Source organism: Myceligenerans crystallogenes (assembly GCF_039529775.1).
GTDB classification, from domain to species: Bacteria; Actinomycetota; Actinomycetes; order Actinomycetales; family Cellulomonadaceae; genus Myceligenerans; species Myceligenerans crystallogenes.
This window is the reverse complement of record NZ_BAAANL010000007.1, coordinates 149,737-173,341: the sequence shown is the minus strand read 5'-3', so window position 1 is coordinate 173,341 and position 23,605 is coordinate 149,737. Positions and strand designations below refer to the sequence as shown.

At 70.7% G+C, this 23,605-nt stretch carries 21 protein-coding genes and 8 tRNA genes; 15 read left to right on the top strand and 14 right to left on the bottom strand.

Translation table 11 applies throughout. The annotated features are described in order from the left end of the window. Positions 1 to 118: 118 nt before the first annotated feature. The 7 genes from ABD208_RS16790 to ABD208_RS16760 form a co-directional block, all read right to left on the bottom strand. Positions 119 to 442, bottom strand: coding sequence for a DUF2277 domain-containing protein (locus ABD208_RS16790; RefSeq protein ID WP_344105101.1), 324 nt, complete (start codon positions 440 to 442; stop codon positions 119 to 121). A gap of 175 nt (positions 443 to 617) precedes the next feature. Next, positions 618 to 689 (bottom strand) — tRNA-Val (locus ABD208_RS16785). Position 690: 1 nt separating this feature from the next. Beyond that, positions 691 to 761: transfer RNA gene (locus ABD208_RS16780), tRNA-Cys, on the bottom strand. Between the two features lie 26 nt (positions 762 to 787). Then, positions 788 to 860, bottom strand: a tRNA-Gly gene (locus tag ABD208_RS16775). A gap of 146 nt (positions 861 to 1,006) precedes the next feature. Then, positions 1,007 to 1,870: a S1 family peptidase gene (locus tag ABD208_RS16770; RefSeq protein ID WP_344105098.1), complete on the bottom strand. Its 864-nt coding sequence runs from the start codon at positions 1,868 to 1,870 to the stop codon at positions 1,007 to 1,009. Between the two features lie 229 nt (positions 1,871 to 2,099). Continuing rightward, a complete protein-coding gene (locus ABD208_RS16765; protein ID WP_344105096.1) occupies positions 2,100 to 3,086 on the bottom strand; it encodes an alpha/beta hydrolase in 987 nt (328 codons plus the stop codon). A 173-nt stretch (positions 3,087 to 3,259) separates the two neighbouring features. Then, entirely contained in the window at positions 3,260 to 4,366 is a 1,107-nt protein-coding gene (locus ABD208_RS16760) for a substrate-binding domain-containing protein (protein ID WP_344105094.1), read from the bottom strand. A 230-nt stretch (positions 4,367 to 4,596) separates the two neighbouring features. Here ABD208_RS16760 and ABD208_RS16755 point away from each other — a divergent pair, with 230 nt between their 5' ends. Continuing rightward, positions 4,597 to 7,635 carry a chitobiase/beta-hexosaminidase C-terminal domain-containing protein gene (locus ABD208_RS16755; RefSeq protein WP_344105092.1) on the top strand — a complete coding sequence of 1,013 codons (3,039 nt, stop codon included), beginning with the start codon at positions 4,597 to 4,599 and terminating at the stop codon, positions 7,633 to 7,635. Between the two features lie 123 nt (positions 7,636 to 7,758). Beyond that, positions 7,759 to 8,616, top strand: coding sequence for a glycoside hydrolase family 16 protein (locus ABD208_RS16750; protein ID WP_344105090.1), 858 nt, complete (start codon positions 7,759 to 7,761; stop codon positions 8,614 to 8,616). A 100-nt stretch (positions 8,617 to 8,716) separates the two neighbouring features. On the opposite strand, the gene ABD208_RS16745 is transcribed toward ABD208_RS16750, so the two are convergent. The 4 genes from ABD208_RS16745 to ABD208_RS16730 all read right to left on the bottom strand — a co-directional run bounded on the left by ABD208_RS16745 (position 8,717) and on the right by ABD208_RS16730 (position 9,071). Continuing rightward, positions 8,717 to 8,790: transfer RNA gene (locus ABD208_RS16745), tRNA-Val, on the bottom strand. Positions 8,791 to 8,802: 12 nt separating this feature from the next. Then, positions 8,803 to 8,877 (bottom strand) — tRNA-Val (locus ABD208_RS16740). An 11-nt stretch (positions 8,878 to 8,888) separates the two neighbouring features. Further along, positions 8,889 to 8,959, bottom strand: a tRNA-Cys gene (locus ABD208_RS16735). A 39-nt stretch (positions 8,960 to 8,998) separates the two neighbouring features. Continuing rightward, positions 8,999 to 9,071: transfer RNA gene (locus ABD208_RS16730), tRNA-Gly, on the bottom strand. A 139-nt stretch (positions 9,072 to 9,210) separates the two neighbouring features. Between ABD208_RS16730 and ABD208_RS16725 the strand changes: the two genes are divergently transcribed. The 3 genes from ABD208_RS16725 to ABD208_RS16715 all read left to right on the top strand — a co-directional run bounded on the left by ABD208_RS16725 (position 9,211) and on the right by ABD208_RS16715 (position 11,512). Further along, the gene (locus tag ABD208_RS16725) at positions 9,211 to 10,452 is read left to right on the top strand and encodes a chorismate-binding protein (protein WP_344105291.1); all 1,242 of its coding nucleotides are present in this window, start codon (positions 9,211 to 9,213) and stop codon (positions 10,450 to 10,452) included. Positions 10,453 to 10,456: 4 nt separating this feature from the next. Next, positions 10,457 to 11,311 carry an aminotransferase class IV gene (locus ABD208_RS16720; protein WP_344105087.1) on the top strand — a complete coding sequence of 285 codons (855 nt, stop codon included), beginning with the start codon at positions 10,457 to 10,459 and terminating at the stop codon, positions 11,309 to 11,311. A 124-nt stretch (positions 11,312 to 11,435) separates the two neighbouring features. Continuing rightward, positions 11,436 to 11,512 (top strand) — tRNA-Val (locus tag ABD208_RS16715). Between the two features lie 61 nt (positions 11,513 to 11,573). Here ABD208_RS16715 and ABD208_RS16710 read toward each other — a convergent pair. Further along, positions 11,574 to 11,960 carry a DUF1304 domain-containing protein gene (locus tag ABD208_RS16710; protein ID WP_344105289.1) on the bottom strand — a complete coding sequence of 129 codons (387 nt, stop codon included), beginning with the start codon at positions 11,958 to 11,960 and terminating at the stop codon, positions 11,574 to 11,576. A gap of 334 nt (positions 11,961 to 12,294) precedes the next feature. Between ABD208_RS16710 and ABD208_RS16705 the strand changes: the two genes are divergently transcribed. The 10 genes from ABD208_RS16705 to ABD208_RS16660 all read left to right on the top strand — a co-directional run bounded on the left by ABD208_RS16705 (position 12,295) and on the right by ABD208_RS16660 (position 22,745). Continuing rightward, a complete protein-coding gene (locus ABD208_RS16705) occupies positions 12,295 to 13,968 on the top strand; it encodes a flavin monoamine oxidase family protein (protein WP_344105085.1) in 1,674 nt (557 codons plus the stop codon). A 100-nt stretch (positions 13,969 to 14,068) separates the two neighbouring features. Next, entirely contained in the window at positions 14,069 to 14,863 is a 795-nt protein-coding gene (locus ABD208_RS16700) for a tyrosine-protein phosphatase (protein ID WP_344105082.1), read from the top strand. A gap of 179 nt (positions 14,864 to 15,042) precedes the next feature. Beyond that, the gene (locus ABD208_RS16695) at positions 15,043 to 15,228 is read left to right on the top strand and encodes a hypothetical protein (RefSeq protein ID WP_344105080.1); all 186 of its coding nucleotides are present in this window, start codon (positions 15,043 to 15,045) and stop codon (positions 15,226 to 15,228) included. 225 nt (positions 15,229 to 15,453) lie between these two features. Then, a complete protein-coding gene (locus tag ABD208_RS16690; RefSeq protein ID WP_344105078.1) occupies positions 15,454 to 15,699 on the top strand; it encodes a hypothetical protein in 246 nt (81 codons plus the stop codon). A gap of 183 nt (positions 15,700 to 15,882) precedes the next feature. After that, positions 15,883 to 17,925 carry a threonine--tRNA ligase gene (gene thrS, locus ABD208_RS16685; RefSeq protein WP_344105076.1) on the top strand — a complete coding sequence of 681 codons (2,043 nt, stop codon included), beginning with the start codon at positions 15,883 to 15,885 and terminating at the stop codon, positions 17,923 to 17,925. A gap of 85 nt (positions 17,926 to 18,010) precedes the next feature. Beyond that, the gene (locus ABD208_RS16680) at positions 18,011 to 18,577 is read left to right on the top strand and encodes an HIT family protein (protein WP_344105287.1); all 567 of its coding nucleotides are present in this window, start codon (positions 18,011 to 18,013) and stop codon (positions 18,575 to 18,577) included. 95 nt (positions 18,578 to 18,672) lie between these two features. Continuing rightward, positions 18,673 to 19,524 (top strand): hypothetical protein, encoded by an 852-nt coding sequence (locus ABD208_RS16675; RefSeq protein WP_344105074.1) that lies wholly within the window; start codon positions 18,673 to 18,675, stop codon positions 19,522 to 19,524. 24 nt (positions 19,525 to 19,548) lie between these two features. Next, complete coding sequence (locus ABD208_RS16670) at positions 19,549 to 21,402, top strand: purine-cytosine permease family protein (protein ID WP_344105072.1); 1,854 nt, start codon at positions 19,549 to 19,551, stop codon at positions 21,400 to 21,402. A gap of 151 nt (positions 21,403 to 21,553) precedes the next feature. Beyond that, complete coding sequence (gene pdxS / locus ABD208_RS16665) at positions 21,554 to 22,471, top strand: pyridoxal 5'-phosphate synthase lyase subunit PdxS (protein ID WP_344105069.1); 918 nt, start codon at positions 21,554 to 21,556, stop codon at positions 22,469 to 22,471. 106 nt (positions 22,472 to 22,577) lie between these two features. After that, positions 22,578 to 22,745, top strand: coding sequence for a substrate-binding domain-containing protein (locus ABD208_RS16660; protein ID WP_486348042.1), 168 nt, complete (start codon positions 22,578 to 22,580; stop codon positions 22,743 to 22,745). 6 nt (positions 22,746 to 22,751) lie between these two features. Here the strand turns inward: ABD208_RS16660 and ABD208_RS16655 are convergent, their stop codons facing one another. Then, positions 22,752 to 23,192 (bottom strand): type II toxin-antitoxin system VapC family toxin, encoded by a 441-nt coding sequence (locus ABD208_RS16655; protein ID WP_344105065.1) that lies wholly within the window; start codon positions 23,190 to 23,192, stop codon positions 22,752 to 22,754. Continuing rightward, positions 23,182 to 23,451, bottom strand: a complete 270-nt coding sequence (locus ABD208_RS16650) for a type II toxin-antitoxin system Phd/YefM family antitoxin (RefSeq protein WP_344105063.1) — start codon at positions 23,449 to 23,451, stop codon at positions 23,182 to 23,184. The genes ABD208_RS16655 and ABD208_RS16650 overlap by 11 nt, the downstream gene beginning before the upstream one ends. Positions 23,452 to 23,605 lie beyond the last annotated feature (154 nt).

The following is a 23,605-nucleotide window of genomic DNA, read 5'->3' as shown; positions in this document are numbered from 1 at the left end:
GTCGTACCTGAGGCAGGTCGTACCTGAGGCAGAGGGCGTCGGAGACGCACGGACGACGACGGCGCCCGCGACCGAACGTGGGGCCGGACGACGGCGGCCGCGACCGAACGCGCGACCGTCAGTGCTCGTGCGCGATACCGAGCTCGTGCATCCGCTCGTGCTCCTCGCGGGCCCGCTGCCGCTCGGCGATCCGCGCCTGGACCTCCTCGCGCCGCAGCGGCGGCACGGTCTTGGGCGGCTGCCGCCGCTCGGGCAACTCGCTGAGCAACCGCGTCACGACGGCCGCGATCTCCTCGACAGCCTGCTCGAACGGTTCCCTCGTGGCATCGCTGAGCTTGGTCACTCCGCTCACCTTCCGCACGAACTGCACGGCAGCGGCCTGGATCTCTTCATCGGTGGCAGGCGGCTCGAGCCCCCGCAGCGTAGTGATGTTCCGGCACATGACCCCGACGCTACGCCGCCCGGGCCGCAGGGTGCGAGGCCTCCACGTCAACCCAGGGGAGAGGGGATCCGGGGGACGCAGTCCCCCGGGGCGGGGCGTGGGGGCTCCGCCCCCACAAGAAACGACGAGGCGGAGCGGCCCAACCAGGTTGGGCACACTCCGCCTATCCGTCTCGTGCGCGATACTGGGATCGAACCAGTGACCTCTTCCGTGTCAGGGAAGCGCGCTACCGCTGCGCCAATCGCGCGAGGTGGGTACGGGATTCGAACCCGTGTATACGGCTTTGCAGGCCGCTGCCTAGCCACTCGGCCAACCCACCACGAGGTTCTCACCCCAAACTTTCCGAGCGGACGACGAGATTCGAACTCGCGACCCTCACCATGGCAAGGTGATGCTCTACCAGCTGAGCTACGTCCGCACCGGCACCTGCTCGCTCTCGCGAACCGGCGCCTGGAGAAGATTACGTCAGTGGCCTGCTCAGGTCCAATCGGATCGGGCCGGGCGGGCGTACGTCACACCGGAGCGCGGCGCACGCCCGCCGTCGTCGGCCGATCGGATCCTGGATCAGTAGATCTCGACGCCGTAGGCCCGGGCGGCCTCGGTGACCGGCTGGAAGAACGTGGTGCCGCCGGTGCGGCAGTTGCCGCTGCCGCCGGAGGTCAGGCCGAGGGCCTTGGTGCCGTCGTACAGCGGGCCGCCCGAGTCGCCCGGTTCGGCGCACACGTTCGTCTGGATGAGGCCGCGGACGGTGCCGCCGCCCTGGTAGCGGACCGTCGCGTTGAGACCGGTCACGGTGCCGGTGTGGGTGCCCGTCGTGGAGCCGGTGCGGGTGACGCGCTCGCCGACGTACGCCTCCGCGGCGGTGAAGCCGCCGGTGTGGCTGAGGGCGGCGTTGTCGTAGCGCACGAGCGCGTAGTCGTCGCCCGGGAAGCTGGCGCCGACGGTGGCCCCGATCAGGGTGGTCGACGACGAGTTGGCGTACCACGTGGGCACGGACTTGCCGCAGTGGCCGGCGGTGAGGAAGTAGTAGGTGCTCCCGGACCGGACGTTGAAGCCGAGCGAGCAGCGGTAGCCGCTGCCGTAGATCGCGTCCCCCGCGGACAGCAGCGGGGTGAACGTGCCGCTGGTGCGCTGGACGGTGATTCTGCCGGCGCCCGCCTCCTGGCGGATCCGGGCGATGTCGGCCGCGGTGACGGACGCGTCGGCCGTGACGACGACCTTGCCGCTCGCGGCGTCGGTGTACCAGGCCACGCCGTCGACGCCGGACCGGTCCACGGCGCCGTGCGCGGCCGCGAGCTGGGAGGCGGTGGCGGGGAGGCGGTCGGGCGAGTCCGCGGACGCGGGGACCGCGCCGACGGCGGCCAGCCCGATTCCCGCGGCGATCGCCACGATCCGGGTGCGGATTCCGATACGGGGGATGATCCTCATGGTTTCCTCCTGGAGGATGCCGGGCGTCGCGGTCTGCAGGCCCGTGTGGGGCGGCGGGCGCACCTCGTCGTGCGCACGCCGTGTCCCAGAGTCTGCAGGTAATGTGACGGTCCCCACAAGACCAAAAGGTGAATTCAGGAGATAACCCATCCGCAGGTCCAGCGGACCTGAGGTGATCCGAAGCGGGCCGCGGCCCGGGGGAGTGCCGGCCGGCTCCCGTGGCCGACGGTCAGCGGCCTTCCTCGAGCCAGGCGCTCGCGAGCTGCGGCCAGGAGGCCACGCTGGCCCGGGCGTTGCGGATGCCGAACCCGTGGCCGCCCGACCGGAAGATGTGCATCTCCGCCTCGACTCCCGCGGCCTTGAGCGCGCGATAGTAGAGCACGCTGTTCTCGGTCGACACCCAGTCGTTGTGCGCCTGCACGATGAACGTGCGCGGCGTCCCGCCGGTGACCTGCAGCTCGCCGGAGAACGCGTCGACCAGATCGGGGCTCGGTGCCGGCCCGAGCAGGGCGTCGCGCGAGCCGCGGTGGGTGACGCCGGCCTTCATCGAGACCACGGGGTAGCCCAGCATCACGAAGTCCGGGGTCGCGTTGAGCTGGTCGGCCGCGTCGACGCGGGCATAGACCAGCGCGGTCGACTTGGTGGCGAGCGTCGTGGCCGCGTGGCCGCCCGCCGAGAACCCGATCGTGCCGACCCGTGCGACGTCGATGTCCCACTCCGCGGCACGATGCCTGATGATCCGGGTCGCGCGCTGCAGGTCCTGGAGCGGGACGTACTGGCGCAGCTGGTGTCCTTCGCCGGGCAGGCGGTGCTTCAGGACGAACGCGGCCACCCCGGCGGACGCCAGCCACCGGGCGATGTCGACGCCCTCCTTGTCGTAGACGAGGTTCGTGTACCCGCCACCGGGGACGACGAGTGCGGCGGCGCCGGTCGCCTGCCCGGGCTCCGGGAGGAAGGGGCGGATGGTGGGCGTGCTCACGCCGGTGACGACCCGGTCGCGCACCTTCGGGTCGGTGCTTCTCTCGGTGACGACCTCGGTGAGCCCCAGGCCTTCGGAGCCCGGGGCCTCTCCCGGCCAGAGCCGGATCTCGCTCTCCTCGATCGTGCGCCCCGGGCGGTTCTCCGCCGCGCGGGCGGCCGTCGCCGGCAGGGCCATCACGGCCCCGGCGACGGCGGAGAACGTCAGGAAACCTTTGCGGCTCACGTCTGCGAACATGTCATTCCTCCATGGCGTCGGGGCAGCGTCTCGGGGTCCCCGTCCCGGCGACCGATGGGGGTCGCGGCGTCCTCCTCGTCGAGGCATTCGCGACGCTAGCAACGGCCCTGTGTCGCAACAAGAACCAATGGATTCGACTCCGATCGATCATGATCGTTTCGGCGGCCCGGGCGTCATGCGCTCGTCACGGAGCCCGTGGAGGCCCGCCGGTGCAGGGTGGGCAGCAGGTAGGTGCGTTGCGCGGACATCGCTGCTCCCGTACGGAGGCGGCGGACCATCATCTCGATCGCCAGTTGCCCGACCTCGTGCTTGGGAGGGCGCAGCGCCGTGATGGCCGGCTCCGCGTTCTCGGCGACCTCGTCGTCGTACGCGATGATCGACAGGTCTCCGGGCACGTTCCAGCCTTGGTCCAGCGCCGTCTGCTGGATGACGACGGCCTCCGGGTCGGAATGGACCAGGAGCGCCGTCGTTCCGGTCTCGCGGCAGCGCGAGAGGATCCCGGTCACGATCTCCTGCCGCCGGGGTCCCTCCAGATCGCTCCGCTCGATGTCGAGGTCGATGTGGCAGGAGAGCCCGTGGTCGTCGAGCGCGCGTACCCAGCCACGGCGGAGGTGCCCGGAGGTGGGCGAGCCCGTGGACGTCACGATCCCGACCACCTGATGTCCGAGGTCGGCGAGGTGTCGCCCGGCGAGCGCGCCGCCGAAGACATGGTTGGTGGTGACCGAGTTCAGCCGGGTCAGCGCCAGGGTCGACGGCAGCCGGCGCTCCGCGAGGACCACCGGGACGTCCAGGGTGTCGAGCCAGTGGAGGAGCGCTAGGCCGTCGGCGCCGGAGGTCTCGGGCGCGACGACGAGGCCGTGCAGCGAACCGGTCGCCGCGAGCGAGGAGATCTGCAGGCGCTGGTCCTCCGGGTAGTAGCTCGCGCCGCGCAGCACGATCTGCACGTTGAGCTCGGCGGCCGCCGCGCGGGCACCGGTGATGACCTGCGGCCAGTAGTAGTTGAGCGACGGGACGACCATCCCGACGCGGAAGAGCTGGAGATGGTCACCGGGGTGATGCGTCGGCACCGTCGTGTCGAGGCGGCTGCGGAGCGTCGCCCCGCCGTGCACCCGGGTCACGAGGCCGCGGTCCGCGAGATAGCCCATGTCCCGGCGGATGGTCAGGGGGGTGACCTTGAACCGCCGGGCGAGATCGGCGACGCGCACGGCGCCGGTGCGCCGGAGCTCGTCGAGGATGAGCTCGCGGCGTGCCACGGCGAAGGGGGCGGGTGATTCTGTCATGGCGTCCTTGCCTTGATCGTCTTCGATCGATTCAGAGCGAAAGAATACGGACTCGTGCTGTCGAGGGCCATTTGAGGCCGGAGGCCGGGGCTTTCGATGTTTGTTTCAGTTCGAGTGCGATCAGAAGGCTTCGTTTCTGCTGACGTAGTGGCGACCGGGCTGCTACAACCCTGACAACGCCCGGGACTTCGGGCGTCCGCCGATGAAGACGGACGGAGAGGACGCATTTCATGGATGATCTGCAACGAGGGCGATTTGCCGGCCGCCGGGTGGCCGCACTCCTGACCATTGTTCTGGCGACCGCGGGGCTCCCGCTCGCGACCGGTGCGGCACAGGCGCTGCCGGGCGCCACCGCGGGCCAGACAGCTCAGGCCTCGTACGCCGAGCAGGGTGAGGTGCCGGTCATCGGCACGAACATCGGGACCGTGCCCTCGCTCCCGGACCGGGTGGCCGTGCGCGGCGACGACGGCTCCGATCACCAGGTGCCGGTGGACTGGGAGGCGGTGACAGCGGGCCAGTTCACGGAGCAGTTCACCAAGGTCGAGGTCCGCGGTACCGCGACCGGTGCGGACGGCTCACTTGCCGTGTACGCCGACGTGTGGGTGCTGCCCGCGAACCTGGTGTACCTGATCGACGCCGGCCGGGCGTCCACGACATCGGACGTGTTCGACGCGGCACGCGCCCTGCGCGGCGAGTCCCTCGTCAACGCCGTGCCGGACCGGCAGAGCACGGCGGCCGACCAGTGGGGTTACGTCCAGCGGAACGAGACCGACGTGCGCCGGGTGTCGACGACGGCGGGTACCGGCGAGGACTGGGCGACGTCCTTCGTCGCGGACGACAACGACGCCGACGAGGGCATCGTCTATCGCCTGCCGCTGGACACCGGCACCTATCGGGTGACGGTGGTCCACGTGCCACGGCGCACCCAGACGCACGGGAGCTGGATCAACCAGGACGGCGAGAAGATCGACTCGAAGACGGTCGCGGTGTCCCGGTCGAGCGATGGGGTGCACCCTCCGGTGCTGGTCACGCACGAGATCGTCGTCGAGCGGCCCACCGTGATCAGCTACGAGGCGCAGAAGCTGCAGGAGATCGGCGGCTACAACGCGAGCCTCAGCCTCGTCGCGGTCGAGCAGCGGTCCACCTCGGCTCTGTCACCGCCCGTGATCGAGCCGCTCTCGGGCCGGCTCACGTTCGCCGGCTCGGCGACGGTGACGCTCTCCTCGACGACGTCGGGCGGCGACGTCTACTACACGACCGACGGGACGACGCCGAGCGCGGACAACGGCACGCCGTACACGAAGCCGTTCACGCTGCTCGAGTCCGCGACGGTCCGGGCGGTCACCGTGGCCGAGGACGGGACGAGCGCCGAGTCGCGGTCGGAGTTCACGATCGTCCCCGACCCGCGCCCCTACGAGTCGGTGCCCGTCGGCCGGCAGTGGTACGACGACCGCGGCCGGCACATCCAGGCCCATGGCGGCGGCTTCCTCCGGCACGACGGCTGGTACTACTGGGTGGGGGAGAACAAGGAGCACCACTCCTCAAGTTTCCGGTCGGTCAACCTGTATCGGTCGAAGGACCTGCTGAACTGGGAGTTCGTGAACGAGATCCTCACCGGGGACTCGGCGACCGGTGACGACGCGCCCCGGCTCGCGGAGGGGAAGGTGAAGGTCGAGCGTCCCAAGCTCCTGTACAACGAGAAGACCAGGAAGTTCGTGCTCTGGGGCCACTGGGAGCTGGCCGAGAACTACTCGTCGGCGCGGATCGTGGTGGCGACGAGCGACACGATCGACGGCCTCTACGAGTACGTGGACGACTTCCGTCCGGGTGAGGGCGTCGTCTGGGACAAGAAGCAGCGTGCCGAGATCGACGCGACGGTGGCGAACGGCCAGTACGCCTCGTTCGAGGAGGCCGAGGCCGCGTACCGCGCCGCGGGCAACGTCCCCCACGGGCACCAGTCCCACGACTTCACGGTCTACCAGGAGCCCGACTCCGCCGACGCCTACCTGATCTCCTCGGAGGGCCACTACAACCAGCGCATCTACCCGCTGTCGGGCGACTACCTCATGGCCGACCACGAGAGGTCCTACCCCATCTTCACCGGCGAGACACGGGAGGCTCCGGCCGTCGTCAAGGCGGACGGGCGGTACTACCTGTTCACCTCGGGGCAGTCGGGCTGGTACTCGAACCAGCTGATGTACGCGCACACCACCGACCTCTCCTCGCCCGACGGGTGGTCCCGCACGATCACCCTCGGCAACAACACGGGCTTCAAGTCCCAGCCGACGTGGATCATGGACATCCCGAGGAGCGACGGCGGGCACAGCTACGTCTACATGGGCGACCGGTGGATCCCCGCCGGCGGCATGCCGGACAGCCCGGGCCACGCGAACTCGACGTATGTGTGGCTGCCGCTGGAGATCGGCGACGACCCCGACGCCGTCTCCATGGAGTACACCGATGGCTGGTCGCTCGACGTGGAGACGGGTGAGGTGGTCGTTCCCCGGCTGGATCTGGTCTCGGAGGGGAAGCCGGTCACCTCGACCGGTGGCACCGCGTCGAGCGGGTACACGGACCCTGCGTCCGTCGGTTATGTCGACGACCCCGAGGTGCGGGAGAACCCCGCGCGCGCCGCGAACGACGGTATCGACCACAGCGTGGCGCCGTACGACAACTCGCACTACTTCAAGCCCACGGCGCTCCCGCTGACCTGGCAGGTCGACCTCGAGGAGGTCCGTGACCTGGCGCGCGTCGACATCAGCTGGCGCTCCTACAAGGGATCCGAGACCTACCCGGGTTACCGGGTCTCGGGCAGCGTGGACGGCGAGAACTGGGACGTGCTCGCGGATCGTGCGGACAACCGCACCGTCGGGTTCACGAGCGACGGGCTCGAGGGCAGGTACCGCCACGTGCGGCTCGAGTTCCTCTCGAACGCCGGCGACCGGAACGGAAGCAGCGCGACCTGGGCCGCGGGCCTTGTCGAGGTGCAGGTGCACGCGCGGCCGTACGCGACGGCGGCCGCCTTGTGCACCGGCGGGCGGGCGTTCGTGACGGTGACCGTCGAGAACCCGAGGCCTCGGCCCGCAACCTTCCTGGTGAGCACCGAGTTCGGCAGCCGCAGGGTCAGCCTCGGCACCGGCAGGAGCCAGTCGGTCCTGTTCAGCGCACGGTCCCGGTCGGCGGAACCTGGCGTCGCCACCGTGGAGATTCTCGACCGCCCGGAGAGCGAGGCCGCCCGGGCGCCGTACGACGGCGTCGACTGCCGCTGACCCGAGGGCGGGGGACGACCCGATCCCGCCGAACCGAGGGGGTGAGGCCCATCGCACCTCCGCAGAACTGAACGCACGTGTTGTGCGCTGACAGTCAACGACGACAGTCACCGAAAGGACATCATGCAGAACGACTCGAACGACACCATCCCCCGGCGTCGCGCCGCGCGCCGCCGCAGGCTCCTCAAGGCCGTGACCACGGGCGCCGCCACGGCGCTGCTCGCCGGGGCCGCGGCGGCGCCTGCGGCGTCCGGCGCCGAGTCCCGGAAATCGGCGTGGCAGACCCTGATCGACGGGAGCTCCTTCAACTCCCGGGCGGCGCTGGAGTCGGAGTGGAACTACCTCTACCCGTGGGGTTCGGACCACAACGGCACCGCGCGGATGTACGCCAGCTCGACGAACAGCACCCACCTGTGGGTGTCGCCGGCAGGGCAGCTCAACATCAAGGCGACGCCCACATCCGGCGAGGGCTACAGCTCCAAGGACCCCCACCTGCCGATCCACTACCGTTCGGCGGCGATCCACGCCAAGGACCGGATCGTCGTCAACGACACCTACCCGGACTACGAGATCCGCGGCGAGTTCCAGGCGCCGTCGGCCCGGGGGACCTGGCCGGCGTTCTGGCTCACCGGCGCCACCAGCTGGCCGCCGGAGAGCGACATCCTCGAGTTCAAGGGCGACAGTCGCAACTGGTTCAACACCTACGACGGAAGCTGGGACAACACCCTCGTCTCGGTCTCCTCGCCCGGGAGCTGGCACGAGTACCGGATCTGGATGTCCAAGATCAACGCCACCGACGTCGAGATCCACTACTACCTGGACGGCGTCTGGAAGGCCCGGCACGTGGGGTCGAACTTCGTGGGCAAGCCGATGAACCTCATCATCAACCTCCAGATGGAGGGCGCCTCCGGGTCGCCGGGCCCCTCCGGGGAGACCTACTTCCGCGCGCGGGACGTCTACGTGGGCCGGACCGCCGGCTGAGGCCACCGCGAGGCCGACCCTGACGGGAACCGGATCCCGGCCCGGGAAAGAAACCGGCCCCCACCCGCGAACTCGCGGGTGGGGGCCGGTTTCCGGAGGGTGGGCGATACAGGACTCGAACCTGTGACCTCTTCGGTGTGAACGAAGCGCGCTAACCAACTGCGCCAATCGCCCCTGGTGGGGTGGTGGTGAGCGATACTGGGATCGAACCAGTGACCTCTTCCGTGTCAGGGAAGCGCGCTACCGCTGCGCCAATCGCTCGAGATCGTGCGAGGTGGGTACGGGATTCGAACCCGTGTATACGGCTTTGCAGGCCGCTGCCTCGCCTCTCGGCCAACCCACCGCGAGGATGCTCCTGTACGAGCACGGGAGCGGGCCTCCGAGCGGACGACGAGATTCGAACTCGCGACCCTCACCATGGCAAGGTGATGCTCTACCAACTGAGCTACGTCCGCACAGCCGGATGTGGGTTGCCCCGTGTTCCGGCGTGGTCTGAACATTAATCGAACATCGGCGTGGCCGTCCAATCGATTCCGTGGCGTTAGCGTGGACATCGTGTCCACCAGCCTGCGCCGACCGGCGAGAACCCGCACCATGACGCCGATCCCGGCGATTCCCGACGTGACGGGAACCACCCCCTGGGCTTCGTTCGCCGGGCGTGTCGCGACCGATCCGGTCCGCTGCGTGGACCTCGACGCCGAGCCGGAGGCGCTGGTCACGGGCACGTGGTTCGTCGTCGCCGACTTCGAGGGCCGTGCCCGCGCGTGGCAGTTCGCCACGGTCCTGCCCGCCCCCGCCACGCTGGGGGAGGACGACGTCGTCGACCACCCCGCGTCGTCGGGCACACCTGCTCTGCCGAGTGTCCGCGAGCCGCGCAGCGGCGTCGGATCGCGCGCCCCCGATCCCTGGACCGGCCCGGACCGCCGGAGCTGGACCAGTTCCCTGGACCGCGCCGCCTACGAGGCCGCGGTGCGGCGGATCCGCGAGCATGTGCGCGAGGGCGACGTCTACCAGGCCAATCTCTGCCGGGTCCTGTCGGCCCCGCTGCCCGCCCGGCGCGGCGTCGCCGGCCCCGGTGAGCCCGACGCCCGCGCGCTTGCCGCACGGCTCGCGGCGGGCAACCCCGCGCCGCACGCCGCCGCGATCCACGTCCCCGCGGGAACGCGCGGCGCCGGCGGGCGCGAGCTCGACCCGGTCTGGGTGGTCAGCGCCTCGCCCGAGCTGTTCCTCTCCGTCGCACCGGGCCCGGAGGGCCGGAACGCGGTCGTCACGTCCGGCCCGATCAAGGGCACGGCCCGCACCCCGGAGGGCCTCACCGACAAGGACCGCGCCGAGAACGTCATGATCACGGACCTCGTCCGCAACGACTTGCAGCACGTTTGCCTGCCGGGAACGGTCGAGGTCAGCGAGTTGCTCGCAGTCGAGCACCACCCGGGCCTCGTGCATCTCGTGTCGCGCGTGCGGGGCGTGCTGTCCGACGACGTCGCCGCCGCGCCCGACACCTGGAGGCACCTGCTCTCCGCGACCTTCCCGCCGGGCTCCGTCTCCGGGGCACCGAAATCGTCGGCGCTGCGGATCATCGGCGAGCTCGAACCGGTCCCGCGCGGGCCGTACTGCGGCGCGATCGGCTGGGTCGACGGCGACGCCGGGACGGCCTCGCTCGCCGTGGGGATCCGCACGTTCTGGTGGGAGCGCGGGGCGGACGACCACGGCGTGCTGCGGTTCGGGACGGGCGCGGGCATCACGTGGGGCAGCGACCCGGCCGCCGAGTGGCGGGAGACCGAGCTCAAGGCGGAGCGGCTGGTGGGGCTGGCGTCGTCGGGCAGGGCAGGATGAGCTCATGACTCAAACGGTGATCTGGACGGACGGACGGCTCGTGAATCCCGACGAGCGCACCATCAGCGCGGTCGACCACGGCATCACCGTCGGCGACGGCGTGTTCGAGACCTGCGCCGTGTTCGACGGCGAGGCGTTCGCCCTGACCCGGCACCTGGCGCGGCTGGCGCGATCCGCCGCGGGCCTGGGCCTCGCGGCCCCCGACGAGCAGCAGGTCCGCGACGGCGTCGCCGCGGTGCTCGCGGCCGGGCCCGACGCCGGCAGGCTGCGGATCACGGTGACCGACGGGGTCGGGCCGCTCGCGTCCGGGCGCTTGGACGGCCCGCAGACCGTGGTCGTCGCCGCCGGGCCCGCCACGATCAAACCCACCGGGCGGGCGGTGCGTTCGCCGTGGGTCCGCAACGAGCGCTCGGCGGTCGCTGGGCTGAAGACGACGTCGTACGCGGAGAACGTCGTCGCGCTCGCCGACGCCGTCGCGAAGGGCGGCGACGAGGCCGTGCTCGCGAACACGCGCGGCGAGCTGTGCGAGGGCACCGGGTCGAACGTGTTCCTGGAGCGCGACGGCGAGCTGGTGACGCCCGCGCTGTCGGTGGGGTGCCTCGCGGGGATCACGCGCGAGCTGCTGCTCGAATGGGGTGCCGAGGCCGGACTGCCGGTGCGCGAGGCGGAGCCGGGCGAGCTGATGTTCGGCCTGCTCGACGACGTCGTCGCGGGCCGCGCCCACATGCTGCTGACCGGCTCGGTGCGGAACGTGCAGCCGACCGCCTGGCTCGACGGCGTCGACCTGCTGACGGGCGAGCTGTCGCGCGCGGCGCGCGAGGTCTTCGAGAAGACGCGGCGCGAGCGGATGGACCCCTAGGGGGCGGTACGACGGCGCCCGCGGCGCGGATCTGGGGCGGCGGGGCCGGGGCCGGCCTGCGTGGCGTCGCAGCTCCTGCGTCTGCGGAGGCGGGCGGGGTGCTAGGATTTCTCCGCACCAGCCCGGGCGATTGGCGCAGTTGGTTAGCGCGCTTCGTTCACACCGAAGAGGTCACAGGTTCGAGTCCTGTATCGCCCACCAGACGAAGAGGCGGGGTCGACGCGGCACATGCCGCACCGGCCCCGCCTTCGTCGTTCCTGGTTCAGGCGGCGAACCCGATGGCCAGAGCGATGACGCCCAGGGCGGGGATCACGCCCTGCTTGAGGGCCGCGGAGGCCTTGCCGGGGCTGGACAGGAGCAGGACGAGCGCGGCTGCGGTCATCGAGCCGGCTCCGGTGAACACGAGCGTCGCGCCGATCAGCGGTTGGCCCGTCGCGACGAAGATGATGCCGAGGAACACGGCGATCGCCAGGAAGAGGTTGTAGAAGCCCTGGTTGAACGCGAGTTCCCGGGTGTCCTCGGCCTGCTGCGCGGTGAGGCCGAAGACAGCCCGAGCGGAGCGGCCCGTCCACACCAGGGACTCCAGCACGAAGATGTAGACGTGCACGAGCGCGGCGACGCCCGCGAGGATGAGCCCAGCAACGACCATCATGGTTCCCTTCACCAGGAGCGGCACCCGCTGCCATCAATATAGGTGAGAATCCGCTCCGGACCCCTACCTCCGCGCGGTGAGCGTGCCGGCGGCTCAGCTGGGGTGGTCGGCTTCTTGTCCGTGCGGTCGGCCGCCCGAGGGGCCGATTGCTCGACATTGAGCCGACCGCCCCCCTCAGTCGACCGACCTGCAGCCGCTACCGGCACTCCGCCGCCGCCCGGACGGCCTCAAATGGCGCCCCGCCCTCAACCATGAGAACTCGGAGCTGTCATCTCACACAAGGGGTATTAACAAACTTACTCCGCATATCCGATGTTATTGGAGGCAGAGCATGGTGCAGCAGGGGGACAAGGGCACCTCACGCCGCGGATTCCTCGGCGTGGCGGCAACGGCCGTCGCCTCGGCGACGTTGCTGGACGTCATGACCGGAGCCGCGCCGGCAACGGCCGTGACGGACGGCCCGACGAAGCCGGTCCCGGGACCGGCGGGGAAGTCCGTGGCGATCCTCGGTGCCGGCCCGGCCGGCCTGGCGGCAGCGCTCCGGTTCGTGGCGGCCGGCTACGCGGTGACCGTCCTGGAGGCCACCGGCCGCGTCGGGGGCCGCACGATGACCGCCCGGCCGGGTGACCAGGTGACCGAGGTGTGGGACGACGGCTCGGAGCGGACCCAGACCTGCGCCTTCGACGGCGGGCTCTACCTCAATCTCGGCGCCGGCCGGATCCCGTACCACCACCAGCGGGTGATCGACCTGTGCCGCAGGCTCGCGGTTCCGCTGGAGCCGTACATCCACACCACCACGGCCAACCTCTTCCAGAGCGGCAAGGGCTGGCAGGGCGCGAACAAGCCCAACCGCCGGATCGCCAACGACACCCGCGGGTACATCGCCCAGTTCCTCACCCGGGCGCTGCAGAAGGGGGTCCTGGACGACGAGCTGACTCCCGAGCAGCGCGACCGGTTCATCAGCCTCCTGGCCGGGTTCGGCAAGCTCGACAGGGACAGCGGCCTCTACCTCGGATCGACCCGGTCCGGCCTGGCCAAGCCGATCAACGTCCATCAGCCCGAGGAGCCGATCGATCCGCTGCAGCTGCGGGACCTGCTGGCGAGCGAGTACTGGAAGCACGGCTTCTCCCAGGACTCCGACTGGCACTGGCACACCACGTCGTTCCAGCCGGTGGGCGGGATGGACAGCATCTGGCGCCGTGCGGCCGCCGCGCTGCCCGCCGGCACGATCTCCTACGACTCCCCGGTCTCGGGCATCCGGCTGGACGGCAGCGGCGTGGTCGTCACCTGGTCCGCCGGCGGGAGCCCGAGGGGAGCCCGGTTCGACTACTGCCTGAGCAACATCCCGGTCTCGGTGCTGCGTGAGACGGTGACGCTGGAGGGCTTCACCCACGACTTCATGACCGCCGTCGAGAAGACGCCGTTCGCGCCGGCGTGCAAGGTCGGATGGCAGGCCAACAGCCGCTTCTGGGAGTCGGGCAAGTACCAGATCTACGGTGGCATCAGCCGGATCGACCACGAGATCTCGCAGATCTGGTACCCGTCCAACGACTACTTCTCGGCCAAGGGCACCCTGACCGGCGCGTACAACTCGTACGCCGCCGCCGAGGCGACGGGCGACCGCTCGCACGAGGAGCGGCTCCGGGTGGCCCGCGCCGCCGCGGTCAAGCTCCACGACGAGATGGCCGGCAACGCCGTCGTCCCCGACGAGCTGGGCATGTCGATCGCCTGGCACAAGGTGAAGCACCAGCTGGGCGCCTGGGCCGACTGGGACCCGTCGCGGCCCGAGCTCAAGCCGCTGTACGAGACCCTGATCTATCCCCAGGGCGAGGACAACTTCCTCGTCATCGGCGACCAGGTGTCCGTGCTGCCCGGCTGGCAGGAGGGCGCGCTGATGTCCGCGGAATGGGCCTTCGACCGGATCGCCAACGGCCCGATGGCGGCCACCGCCCGGAGGCCGGTGACGCAGCTGCCGAACGCCCGGGAACTGACCACGGGCGAGTGACCCCGCGCCCGGGAACCCGGCTGCCGGCCGATCAGGCGACCCGCTTCTTGAGGAAGCGTGGTGTCCGGGTTGTCGTGGTAACGGGGTTTACGCTCGGCCCATGCCCACGTACTCGCCCCTGCACCTGGACTGGCCCGGCCTGCTCAACGCGCGTGACCTCGGCGGCATGCCGTTGTCCGGCGGCGGGGTCGTGGCGGAACGCGCGATCGTGCGCGCGGAGTCGTTCAGCTGGCTCCGGCCCGACGGCGTCGAGGCCGCCCGCGCCTACGGCCTCGGCCGGATCATCGACCTCCGGCTCCCGGCCGAGACGGTCCGATACCCCCACCCGTTCGCCGACGAGCCGGACGTCTACGTCAACCTGCCCGTCCAGGAGCCCGACGACCCGGAGGAGGGCCCCTGGGCCCACCTCTACGAGGGCATGCTGGAGCGGCGCCCGAAGCTGTTCGCGCGCGCCGTCGGCGCCGTCGCCGACGCGCCCGAGGGGCCGGTGGCCGTGCACTGCGCGGCCGGCAAGGACCGCACCGGCCTGGTCGTCGCCTTCACGCTGTCCCTCGCGGGGGCCGACGACGCCCTGATCGCCGACGACTACGAGCTGACCAGCACCCGCCTCGCCCCGCGCGAGGCGGGGTACGCGGCGGTGATGGACCGCGCCCGGGCCGCGCACGAGGAGGCCAGGGCGGCCCGCCGGGCGGCGGGGGAGCAGGCCGACGGCGACGACGACCTGCCGGTCTGGCTGCACCCGGCGCGCCGCATCGCGGTGACCCGCGACATCATCCTGGAGACCCTGGCGTACGTCCGGTCGGCGTACGGGTCGATCGGCGGCTATCTCGAGGGTGGCGGCCTGACCGCCGCGCAGCAGGAGAAACTGGTCCGGCGGGTGCGCGGCGAGATCTGATCGAGGTACCCGCACCCGGGTCCCCACCAGCGTGAACGCGTTCGCGCCCCGCACGGGCGGCGTCGTTGCGGATGCGCGCCCGCCCTGGGGCGAATACGTTCGGGAACGGCGGCGGACGGTCCGCCGTCCACAGGGGGCGTGGACGCGCGCCTGTGCCCACCCGGCACCAGGAGGTCGACATGGGACTCTTCGACAGCGCCAAGGACATGGCGAACGACCCGGAGAACCAGGAGAAGCTCAAGGGGCTCGCCTCGGAGGAGAACGTGGACAAGGCCGCCGAGAAGGCCAAGGACATCGCTCCGGACCAGGCCGACGGCGGGATCGACGACCTCGCCGACAAGGCGAAGGACTTCGGCCAGCAGTGACCTCGCGGGCCGCCCGGTAGGCGGTCGGCCGCGCCGACCTGCGCGGCCGGGCGGCCGCGCGATGTCGGACGGACCGTGTCCCAAGGCAATCTGCCGCTTCGGGATGCGGTCTTCGTCCGCTGTGGGTACGTTCACGCACGGCGACGGAAGGACCGTCGTCGTGCAGGGGACCACGCCGTGGGGGAAACGCTCCGGTGTGCCTGCGCCACGCAGGAGGAGAGACACATGGGACTGTTCGACGCGGCGAAGGACTTCGTGACCGACCCGGAGAACATCGCGAAGGCGAAGGAACTGGCCACCGACGAGAACGTCGACATGGCGGCCGGCAAGCTGCGGGAGCTCGCTCCGGAGCAGGCGGACGGCGCCATCGACGGTCTTGCCGACCAGGCCAAGGCGTGGGGCGGCGACGAGGGTGCCGAGGCGGGCGAGCGCGGCGGCCGTGAGGGCGACCGCGAGAACCGCGGCAACTGACCCACCCCGGGCGGAGATCGCGGATCCGGCCCGCCGAACACGGGCCACCCAGAATCCGTGACCTCTGACCACCGGTATCGAGTTCGCCGAGGGCACGCGGATCGGTACGATCGAGGGGCGTCGTCCGGCTGGGCGGCGCCCCTCGCACGTGCGGGGGACATCCGCTCTTGAAGGAGACCCTTCGTGTCCGACGTCGCATCGCCGCTCACCAGTCAGGACCTCACCCCCGGTGACGTCACCGAGACGCAGGCGACGACGACCACCACGGTGCCCACCACCGGCGCCGATCTGTACGGCGACCGCAAGGACATCGTCGTCGTCCGGGTCGACGGCGTGCTGTGGGACCTGCACCGCGAGATCCCGTCCGGCGCCGTCGTCGAACCGGTGTCGATCCACGAGCCCGACGGGCTCGACGTGCTGCGGCACTCCGCCGCCCACGTGCTCGCGCAGGCGGTGCAGCAGGTGAACCCGGACGCGAGGCTGGGCATCGGCCCGCCGGTCAAGGACGGCTTCTACTACGACTTCGACGTCGCGCAGCCGTTCACCCCCGAGGACCTCAAGGCCCTGGACAAGGCCATGTCCCGCATCATCCGGGAGGGCCAGGCGTTCCGCCGCCGCGTGGTCACCGAGGAGCAGGCCCGCGAGGAACTGGCGAACGAGCCGTACAAGCTCGAGCTCATCGGCCTCAAGGGCGGCAACGTCGAGGACGCGGCGGAAGGAGCGGGCGTCGAGGTGGGCGCCGGCGAGCTCACCATCTACGAGAACGTACGCGGCCTCGGCCGCGAGAGCGAGACCGTCGTCTGGCAGGACCTGTGCCGCGGCCCGCACCTGCCGAACACCAAGCTCATCGGCCAGGGCGTGAAGATCCTGCGCTCGGCCGCCGCCTACTGGCGCGGCAACCAGGACAACGCGATGCTGCAGCGCGTCTACGGCACCGCCTGGCCGTCCAAGGACGAGCTCAAGGCGTACGAGGAGCGGATCGCCGAGGCCGAGCGCCGCGACCACCGCAAGCTCGGCGTCGAGATGGACCTGTTCTCGTTCCGCGAGGAGGTCGGTTCCGGCCTGCCGCTGTTCCACCCCAAGGGTGGCGTAATCAAGCGCGTCATGGAGGACTACGTGCGCCGCCGGCACATCGAGGAGGGCTTCTCCTACGTCGGCACGCCGCACATCTCCAAGGAAGACATCTTCTACACCTCGGGTCACCTGCCGTACTACGCGGACACGATGTTCCCGCCGCTGCAGTTCCAGGACGAAGAAGGAGAGGTCGCGCAGCAGTACCGCCTCAAGGCGATGAACTGCCCCATGCACAACCTCATCTTCTCCAGCCGCGGCCGGTCCTACCGTGAGCTGCCGATCCGCCTGTTCGAGTTCGGCACGGTGTACCGCTACGAGAAGGGCGGCGTCGTGCAGGGCCTGACGCGCGTGCGCGGCCTGACGCAGGACGACTCGCACTCGTACGTCACCCCGGAGCAGGCGCCGGGCGAGGTCAAGCACCTGCTGGACTTCATGCTCAGCGTGCTGAAGGACTTCGGCCTCGACGACTTCTACCTGGAGCTGTCGACCCGCGACGACAAGAAGAAGGACAAGTTCGTCGGCTCGGACGAGGACTGGGAGAAGGCGACGGCGATCCTGGAGAAGGTCGCCACGGAGTCCGGCCTGGACCTGGTCGCGGACCCGGGCGGCGCCGCCTTCTACGGCCCGAAGATCTCGGTGCAGGCCCAGGACGCCATCGGCCGCACCTGGCAGATGGGCACCGTCCAGTACGACTTCAACCAGCCCGAGCGCTTCGGCCTGGAGTACACGGGCCCGGACGGCACCAAGCAGCGCCCGGTGATGATCCACTCGGCCAAGTTCGGCTCGATCGAGCGGTTCATGGGCGTGCTCATCGAGCACTACGCGGGCCAGTTCCCGGCGTGGCTCGCCCCGGTGCAGGTCCTGGCGGTCCCGGTCGCGGAGGCGTTCGACGACTACCTCAAGGACGTCGTCGCGCAGCTCACCGCGCGCGGCATCCGCGCGGAGGCGGACCTGTCCGACGACCGCTTCGCCAAGAAGATCCGCAACGCTTCCAAGACCAAGGTCCCGTTCACGCTGATCGCGGGCGGTGAGGACGCCGAGGCCGGCGCGGTCTCGTTCCGCTTCCGCGACGGCACGCAGGAGAACGGCGTGCCCGTCGCTGAGGCGATCGAGCGGATCGTCAGGGCGGTCGAGGACCGCACGCAGGTCTGACGGCGTGGGTTCCGCAGGCATGATGTCCGACGACGACGGCGCCCGTACGGGCGTGCACGACGCCACCGCGACGTCCGACGGCGCGATGCCCGACGACGACGCCCTGGTGTGCGCGGACGACCCCGCCGCCTTCGGCCCGCCCGAGGACAGCTACCAGCGCCTGTGGACCCCGCACCGCATGGTGTACATCGGCGGCCAGGACAAACCGTCCGACGCCACCGAGCAGCAGTGCCCGTTCTGCCGCATCCCGCGCGGCGACGACGAGCAGGGTCTCGTCGTCGCCCGCGGGCGGCGGTGCTACGTGGTGCTCAACCTGTACCCGTACAACTCGGGCCACCTGATGGTGCTGCCGTACCGCCACGTCTCGGACTACACGGACCTGGACGAGGCCGAGACGGCCGAGCTGGCGGCGATGACCCAGACCGCGATGCGCGTCTCCCGCGCCGTCCACGCCCCGGCGGGCTTCAACCTCGGCATCAACCAGGGCGAGGTCGCGGGGGCGGGCATCGCCGCGCACCTGCACCAGCACGTGGTCCCGCGGTGGACGGGCGACGCGAACTTCCTCCCGATCGTCGCCCGGACGAAGTCCCTCCCGGAGCTCCTGGCCGACACCCGGCGCAAACTCGCGGACGCGTGGCCAGCTAGTCCTTGACCAGGCACCGCGCATCGGATTGACTGAGCCGCGCTGCCCCGCTCAGGAGGTGCCTCATCGCCCGCAGTCGATCTCGCAGGAGAAGGAAGCCGTCCATGGTTCTGGTGACCTACCTGCTCGTCGCGGGAGTCGTCGGGCTCGCCGGTCACCTCGGGTTCCTCCACCTGACCGGGCACGAGGCGAGGGCCTATCCGGTGCTCGCGGACGACGCCGAGGTCGAGGTCGCGGGGCGCGCCGTCACGGTCGCCCAGCTCGCCGAGCGGTACCTCCCGAGGTTCCACCTCGCACCGGGTCACCCGACCCCGCCCCTGCTCGGTTTCGTGTACGACGCCGTCGGGCAGGACGACCGGCTCGTCCTGAACTACTTCCAGGTCTGGGAGGACGAGATCCACCCCCAGGCCGTCCAGGACCTGGCCTACCGCGTCTATCGCGGTGCGCGGTACGGGATCCCCACCCGGGACATCGAGTACGTGCAGGTCGACGTCGACCTGGCGACCGGCGACGTCGCCGCGGTGACGTTCGAGGGCACCCCGGGCGACGACTACTTCGTGCACCGCAGCGTGCACCTCGTGGAGACCTACCGGCGCGCCGGCGACGGCACCTACCACCGGACGGTGACCACCAGGACGGGCGAGCCCGTCTCGGAGCAGTCCGGCGTCAGCGTGCCCCTCGACGGCACGCACGTCGGCCTCGCGGTCGCGACCTGGAACCACCTCACGCGGCTCGCGGAACCCGCCGACGAGCCGGTCGACGCGGGCGCGGCCGTTCCCCTGGCCCCGCTCACCGACGACGCGTACCAGGCGGGCAAGTACTCCCGGAAGAGCTCCGGGGAGTTCGGGACCCCCGGGTCCACGCTGACCAACTGGACCGGGCCGGCACTCGGCGTGGCCTACGGGATCGGCGTCATCGCCGGTGGCGTGGCCCTGCTGGCCCGGATACGAGGCTGACCGAGCACGAAGAAGGAGCATGTGGTGAGCGGTACCGGTCTGCTGCAGGTCTACCTCGTCTGTCCCTACTGCGCGGCGCCCGACCGCCGTGAGGTGGCGCCGCGGGCCGACCGGCCCGACGACGCCGTGGCGGACATCCGCTGCATGCCCTACGTCCGCGACGTCGATCGCTTCGACCCCGCGACCGACAAGGAGAACAAGGACCCGGCCGCCTGGCACCGCGTCGGGCAGGACTTCTACCGGCAGCTCCACTGGGACCAGCTCATCGGCATCCTGCGCATCCAGCGCAACGGATCCACCACCGCCCCGGACATCCGCTACCGGGTGATCCGGTGCGCCGCGTGCCACGAGCTCTACGACGCCTACGTCCTCCTCGGCGACGGGCACGCGGACCTCTCGGCGGTCTGGCCCCACCTCTTCGGGCCCGGGCGCGAGGACATCACCCCGTACGGCGGCCTGCCCCCGGTCCTGGCGGCCATGCGCCGGCTGCCGGGCGGTGCCCTCGGGCTGGGACTCATCCTTCTCGTCATCGGATGGCGCTGGCTCCCGTTCACCCAGGACGGCGGCCTGACACCCTGGAGCCTGACCTGGGCGGCGATGAACACCCTCGCGGCCGTCTCCGTCGCGTGGCTGTACCTGCTGCAGGATCTCGCGATCAAGAGGCAGGGCCGGGTGGACTCCTACGCCGAGGTCTTCCGGCTCCGGGGCCGGCACCTCGGGATCCACTGGCGTAACTTCACGCTCGCGCGGTTCGTCGGCGTCCAGCCCGAGCCGGGGGAGATCACCGTCGTCAAGCGGGTCGGCCTGCGGCTGACGCAGGCCGACATGGTCGGCGGGATCCTCACCTGGCTGATGTTCGCGGTCTCCTGGTGCATCGCGGGCGGCGGGCCGCTGGCGCTGCTGCTGGCGCTCGCGGAGGCCGCGGTGTACGTGGTGGGCGCACGCTGGATCCTGGGCGGCGGATCGTCCCGGACCGGGAGTCCGGGGGGTCCCCTCGCCCGGCGGCGCCTCGCGGGCTGGGGACTGATCGTGCTGCCGAGCGTCGTCGTGCCCGCCGTCGTCGGGCTCGCCCCCGGGACCTGGCTCGCGGGCATGGCCCAGGCGGAGTCGACCGTCCTGCTGTGGTCGGCGCTCGCGTACGCCGTCGGGGTGGCCTGCTACCTCGCGCTCATGACGGCCGGGACCATCCTGCGCGGCGCGCGTCACGTGCCGTTGCGCACGAGCCTCGCGCCGACCCTGGCCGAACTCGGCCCGTTGCTCTGGCTGCACCGGTTCTCCTGGACGACGATGGTCGCGGTCCTGGTGACGGCGATCGTCATGGTGACCGGCTGCGAGATCCTCGGCGCCGTCGGCAGCAGCGCCGCGTGGGGGATGCCGGACGGGGCCGACTGGCTGCGCTGGTGGGCGCTGGTCGCGGTCACCTTCTCCTTCGTGATCCTGGCGACGGCCGGCCGGGCCGTGTACCGCTGGGCTTTCGTGGGTATCGCGCTCGTCCAGGTCACGCTGTTCCTGCTCGGGATCGAGGTGCTCCGGGTCGGCGAGTTCGAGATCCACCTCAACGCCGTCGTCTTCACGGTCGGGGTGGTGTTCCTGTACGTGATGCACACGGCGGCGCTGGAGCAGGAGCTGCGGGCCGTCACCGGGCGCGCGCTCGAGAGGGCGCTCGACCTCGTCGACAAGGGGCTCGCGGTCGCGGTCCGCAACAGGAACACCGACGACGTCGTGCGGATCGCGCCGGCCCGGGCGGCCCTGATGACCGTGGACCTGCCGCGGTCGTCGTCGTGGGTCGGGACCCTCCTGATGACCGGCCTCACCGTGCTGACCGTCGTTCTGGACACGGCGGGCATCGTCGAGAACCTCCAGGGGTTCCTGCGGTGATGACGGTCGCCGCGCTCGGGACCCGTCCACGGGGCGCGAACGCGGCGACCGCATGCCGAATGCCTGGACCGGCGTGCCGGTGAGTCGACGTAGGATCGAGGCAGAAGGACGCCGGACCGGCGTCGTACCCGACCGGACGAGCGAGGTAGTGGTGGCTGACGAGACGACGACTGGCGTGGGCAGCGCGGGCACCGTGGGCACGGCGCGCGTGAAGCGCGGCATGGCCGAGATGCTCAAGGGCGGCGTGATCATGGACGTCGTCACGCCCGATCAGGCGAAGATCGCCGAGGACGCCGGCGCGGTGGCCGTGATGGCGCTGGAGCGGGTTCCGGCGGACATCCGCGCGCAGGGCGGCGTGAGCCGGATGAGCGACCCGGACATGATCGACGGCATCATCGAGGCCGTGTCCATCCCGGTCATGGCGAAGGCCCGCATCGGGCACTTCGTCGAGGCGCAGGTGCTGCAGTCGCTGGGCGTGGACTACATCGACGAGTCCGAGGTGCTCACCCCCGCCGACTACACGAACCACATCGACAAGTGGGCGTTCACCGTGCCGTTCGTGTGCGGCGCGACCAACCTGGGTGAGGCGCTGCGCCGCATCACCGAGGGCGCGGCGATGATCCGCTCCAAGGGCGAGGCCGGCACGGGCGACGTGTCCAACGCGACCACGCACATGCGCCAGATCCGCCAGCAGATCACGCGCCTGACCTCGCTCCCGGAGGACGAGCTGTTCGTCGCCGCGAAGGAGCTGCAGGCGCCGTACGACCTCGTGGTCGAGGTGGCCCGCACCGGCAAGCTCCCGGTCGTGCTGTTCACCGCCGGCGGCATCGCCACCCCGGCCGACGCCGCGATGATGATGCAGCTGGGCGCCGAGGGCGTCTTCGTCGGCTCGGGCATCTTCAAGTCCGGCAACCCGGCCCAGCGCGCCAAGGCCATCGTCCAGGCCACCACCTTCTACGACGACCCCGACGTCATCGCCAAGGTCTCCCGAGGCCTGGGCGAGGCGATGGTCGGCATCAACGTGGAGGAGGAGCCGGCACCGGTCCGGCTGGCCGAGCGCGGCTGGTGACGGTCTGCTCCCGAGCCTGACGTGGAGGCTCCTGTGACATCGCGTTCACAGGGGCCTCCTCGTCTTTACCTGGATGCTTATATGGGTTCCGATTTGTTTTGACCAGATGAGCACCCCGCCCCTGGCCGCGGTCCACCAGCCCATCGCGGACATCGGCCGCAGCGCCGTCTCCACCGTCGTCAACCTGGCCCGCGGCGCGACCCTGACCACCCAGCGCGTGGAACTCTCGACCCACCTGGTGGTCCGCGACTCCACGACGGAGCCGGCTACCTGACGGCGGTCAGTCCTGCGGCCGGGTGACCGGCACGATGGTGACCACGGAGTCGAGGCCTCTGAAGTCGTCCGGGTTGGTCGTGTACAGCGGCAGGCCTTCGGCTGCCGCTGTCGCCGCGATCATGAGGTCCGCGGTACGACGCCGCGGGGTGCGGCCGACGGCGATGACGCCTGCGACGATGCGGCCGTAGAGGCGCGCGCATTCGGCGTCGAACGGGATCGGGTCGAACTCGTTCTCGGCCCGCTGCAGGACATCGATCCGCCGTCCGCGTTCGGAGTGCTCGTCGTAGTCCGGGCTGTCGGGGCGCACCTGATGGGGACCGGCGGACAGCTCAGCGAGGGTGATGGCACTGATCGCGATCTGGTCGGGTAGTTCCTCGACATCGATCTGGTCGCGCAGGATCAGGATGTTGGTGTCGACCAGCCCCTGGGTGGGCTCATCGCTCATAGGGATCCACCGGCTCGTCGTCGAGGGCCGAGTCCTGGTCCGCGCGGAACGCCTTCAACGACATCCCGATCTTGGCCTTCGACATGGCGGCGAACTCGGTCCGGGAGACGAAGCGACGCTTGCGACGCAGGGGGATGAGCTCCCCGATCCGTTCCCCGCCCCGCGTGACCAGGAACGAACGGCCGGACTGGACCGCGTCCATGATCTCCTTCGAGTGCGACCGCAGGTCGCGCTGTGTGATGTCCTCACTCAAGCTCATGATTCAACGGTAGCACCGGGTGCCACATCGTGCTACAGCGCCATCCCGGCTCGCTCGGCTGGAGCAGCCGACGAAAAGTGAGGCCCCGTGGACTTTGTGTCCGCGGGGCCTCTCGCGTGTTCATGGGTACGACTCATCGGCGCTCGCAGAAGCA